The 3899-nt window shown below is 54.3% G+C and carries 4 protein-coding genes; 3 read left to right on the top strand and 1 reads right to left on the bottom strand.

All coding sequences use genetic code 11. The annotated features are described in order from the left end of the window. The 3 genes from tnpA to VGE80_RS17810 all read left to right on the top strand — a co-directional run. Positions 1 to 252, top strand: a 252-nt coding sequence (gene tnpA / locus VGE80_RS17820; RefSeq protein ID WP_440593595.1) for an IS66 family insertion sequence element accessory protein TnpA, incomplete at its 5' end; no start/stop codon positions are given. 196 nt (positions 253 to 448) lie between these two features. Further along, positions 449 to 1951 (top strand): IS66 family insertion sequence element accessory protein TnpB, encoded by a 1503-nt coding sequence (gene tnpB, locus VGE80_RS17815; RefSeq protein WP_440593594.1) that lies wholly within the window; start codon positions 449 to 451, stop codon positions 1949 to 1951. Between the two features lie 853 nt (positions 1952 to 2804). Continuing rightward, complete coding sequence (locus VGE80_RS17810) at positions 2805 to 3488, top strand: hypothetical protein (protein WP_440593593.1); 684 nt, start codon at positions 2805 to 2807, stop codon at positions 3486 to 3488. Positions 3489 to 3496: 8 nt separating this feature from the next. On the opposite strand, the gene VGE80_RS17805 is transcribed toward VGE80_RS17810, so the two are convergent. Continuing rightward, positions 3497 to 3899: transposase (locus VGE80_RS17805; RefSeq protein WP_440593592.1), on the bottom strand; the 403-nt coding region annotated here is incomplete at its 5' end.

The following is a 3899-nucleotide window of genomic DNA, read 5'->3' as shown; positions in this document are numbered from 1 at the left end:
TTTGGGAGGGTTTTGGTTTCCCTTTCCGAGAATGAGGAGTTGAGAATGTCTCGTGGTTCGAGTCGGCGTGTTTCGAAGGAGGAGTATTGGCGGGATCATCTGGAGCGGCAGTCGGCGGCAGGTTGCTCGATCCGTTCGTACTGTCATCGTCATGATCTCTCTGAAGCCTCGTTTCATTATTGGCGGCGGCGAAAGATTGCTGGTGGGGACGCCGAACCGATGGGATGCCCTGTTCCAACAACGCAGGATTGATTGCCGTCGAGATTGTGGGGGAATCGTCACCGTTGATGACGACCAGACCGATGATGGAGATTGAATGTCCTGGTGGTCCGGTGATTCGTGTTCGCGAGGATGTGTCCGCAGAGGTTCTGCGGCGTGTCATCGGTTCCTGTCAACAGGTTCTTCACGGTGAGTTCGCTGACCACGTTCCTTCAGAGCGGAGGCCCCGATGCTGAATCTGTCCCGGACGGTGCGTGTGTTTCTGGCGCTGCAGCCGACGGATATGCGAAAGGGGTTTGACGGTCTGTTAGCACTTGTCCAGAACGTGATTGACCAGGATCCGTTTTCAGGTCACTTGTTAGTCTTCCGCAATCAGCGTCGAGATCGTCTGAAGATCCTGTGGTGGGATCAAGACGGACTGGCGATCTTTTACAAGCGGCTGGAGCGAGGAAGTTACCAGTTTCCCATGGATGAAGAACGGTCGACATCGCCGGGTTCTGACAGCAGTCAGACAAGCGCCTTGCGGTGTGTATGGTCTATGGGGAAAGTGGGTATCGTCCAGCAGTCGTTGTCTGGTTCTAAGGTTGGTGCTCGCTCGGGGGGGGGCATGGCGCGGTTATCTCGTGGGGAAGTTTTCTCGCCGGACGAAGTTGCCATTGTGCATGTGATGAACCGAGTTGTGCGGCGTTGCTTCCTCTTGGGCGATGATCCGCTGAGCGGTAAGAACTACAATCACCGTAAGCTTTGGGTTGAGACGCTGCTTCGGCGTTTTGCTGGCTGCTTTGGGATCGATCTCTTGGGGTTTGCGATTCTTTCCAATCACTTTCATCTGATTCTGCGGTCTCGGCCCGATGTGGTGCAGACTTGGGATGATACCGAGGTGGCTCGTCGCTGGTTGTTATTGTGCCCGATTCGTAAAGACGGTGATGGCCAGCCGGAAGAACCGAATGAGATGGAGCTGAATACGATCCGCAATGATCATCAGAAGCTGGAGACAATCCGGCTGCGGTTGGGTGATATTGCCTGGTGGATGCGATTACTTTGTCAGAACATTGCCATGCGAGCGAATTTTGAAGACGGTGAAGTCGGTCGCTTCTGGCAGAATCGATTTCGAGCCGTTCGGCTACTCGACGAAGCCGCGATTCTGGCGTGTGCCGCCTACGTCGATCTCAATCCGATCCGCGCTGCGATGGCCGAAACACTGGAGCAGAGTGATTACACGTCCGTTCAACGGCGGATTGAGTCGCTCGACGCGACAGTAGTAGACACGCCCGTGGTGGCTGCCGCTGGAACAACGGACGATCAGCCTCTATCCGATGCGACAGCGACCACCACTTCCCTTCGTGGGACGCAGGGTCCTGACCGGTTCCTGTCGCCAGTTTCGCTGGAAGAATTCATCGGCACGCCGGGCCCGAATCCCTCAGGGGATGGATTTCGCTGTAGTGATAAGGGATTCCTGCCGATGTCGTTGCCGGATTATTTGAGTCTGCTCGACTGGACCGCTCGTCAGCTTCATGGAAACAAGCGAAGGCGCACTCCAATGGCGGTGAAGCCGATTCTGGAACGGCTGGGCCTAAGGCCATCCGCCTGGAGCCAACTGGTCGGCCAATTCGGCCGACTGTTCATCAACGTTGCCGGGAAACCCCAGACGGTCAGCTCCACCCGCAGCCGAATCGGCCAGCACCGCTACCACCTCCGCAAAGAAGCCCGTGAGCTCCTGTCCGCCGAGTAAGTCGGTGAGACCCGGCACCCGTTCATCAGGGTGGACTGACGACGCGCGCAAGTGGAGCAGTCGAGAGATCTGCCGCCACCTGAACACTGCGCCTACGCAGCTGAATGACCACATCAGCTGTTGAGTTCGTCTTCCTGATGAGCAGCACAAACCCCAGTGCTCGCGTGTCCCTGTGCGCTTACCCAGCGAGAGCATCGCAAATACCGACACCAGCGCGTCCGTCAGAGGGATTTCGACGAGCCCCGTTCGTGGATCGTTCACGCCAGAGAAGGTGTCTTGAATCACATGGATCAAGTCGTCGGTCGACAAGTATTTGCGTGCCTTAATCTCTTCTCGCGATTCCATTCTTCACCCCGCAGTTCCAAATGGCGGAAATCAGAGTCTAACTGTCACGAGAAATCCCACCCGATGGCTACGAAAGGGGCAGCCAAATCAGTCATTTTGCAGGCATTTCTCGACCTCCGGGAATTGCTGGTGAGCCACGAATGCCTCACAGAGTTAACGCGAACTGAAATGTTATTATTCTGTAATATCCAGATCATACGTTTGCCCAGCACAAGAGCCCTGTGGTATTAACACTCCTGTAAATTGAACATGCAAAGGATCACACGACAAAACAGTGGATGCGTAAGTGTCGCTGCCCACTTCTCCGCATACTCCACCGTGAAGGTGCCAGTTGGAGCTCGAAATACATTGTAGCGTAACTGCGTGACCGGGGACACTTCCTGCCCATGTGTTGGTTCCAGGTATATGGTTAATACCGAAACCGACGCCGTTGCAATCGCCGCAACTGCTGGTTACTGCAACGTGAAGTGTTGTCGGGAGTGGGTTATCACAACACGGAACTAGTACAGTGCCACTGCTAGAAGAAGTCGAAGAAGATGAAGAGGATGAACTACTGCCGATGGATGAATTGCTGTTAGAGGAACGAGAGCTGCTGCTGACTGACGGAGAGCTCCCAGAGGAAAGTGAACTGCGACTGCTGGACGACAGTGAGCTGCGACTGCTAGACAACAGCGAACTGCTGGAAGAAGAGCGACTCGACGAGCGAGGCGTGGGGTTGAACCCGATGGACTTGCTCAAGAACCTGCTATTTACTCAGGTCGCTCAGAAGGACTTTACCAAGCTCAAAAACAAATGGAAAAAGATCACCGCCCCGCTTGAAAAGTCGAAAGAGAAGCCGCTGCGTTTTTTGCGCTACTACCTGATGGCAAACTTCAAGATCACAAACAAGGACTCGATTGTTCGTGAAGATGAAATCTACGATTGGTTCGTCAACAAGGATAATGCCAAGCTGTGCGAGTATGACGAGAAGCCGTTCGAGTTTGTGCGGAAGATCGTTCGCAACGTCGAGATGTACCTCGCCTTCTCAGAGGGCCAGGGAAACGACGGCCACGCCAACACGCCAATGGCGAACCTCAAGAAGATGTGTGGTGGTGCATTCAGTTTGCACTATGTTCTGCTGCTGGCAATCGCCAACCTGCCCAAGCCTCTGTTCGATCACTTCGTCGTGCAGTTGGAGAGCTTTCTCTTCTAGAAGCAGTTTCAAAACCGGTTTAAGCATATCATCACGCAGGCGAGGTGAAAAAAGCCTTCGAAGAGATGCGGGTAGTATTCGTGCCTGACAAGAAGTCTTCTCTGATAGCCTAGCCAGCTGATCGTGCGTTCGACTTTCCATCGACTCGCATATCTCCTCAGGCTTCGCCCGTCTTGTCGTGATGGCTTTTTGCGGCCGTTCCGGTGGGGTGTGATTTGTTCAATGCCTCTCAGTTTGAGCGTATCACGAATCCAATCGGCATCAGCCGCTTTATCGTACAGCAGCCTCTCCGGTTTCTGGCCAGCAACTTGAATGTCGACCAGCGTCTCGATCGTGTTGACTTCGGCGACCTTTGCAGAAATGGTGAACCCCGAGATGGGGACGCCGTTACCGTCCGTCATCAGCATGAGT

Source organism: Schlesneria sp. (assembly GCF_036405755.1).
Classification (GTDB): Bacteria; Planctomycetota; Planctomycetia; order Planctomycetales; family Planctomycetaceae; genus Schlesneria; species Schlesneria sphaerica.
This window is presented reverse-complemented; position numbering and strand designations above follow the sequence as displayed.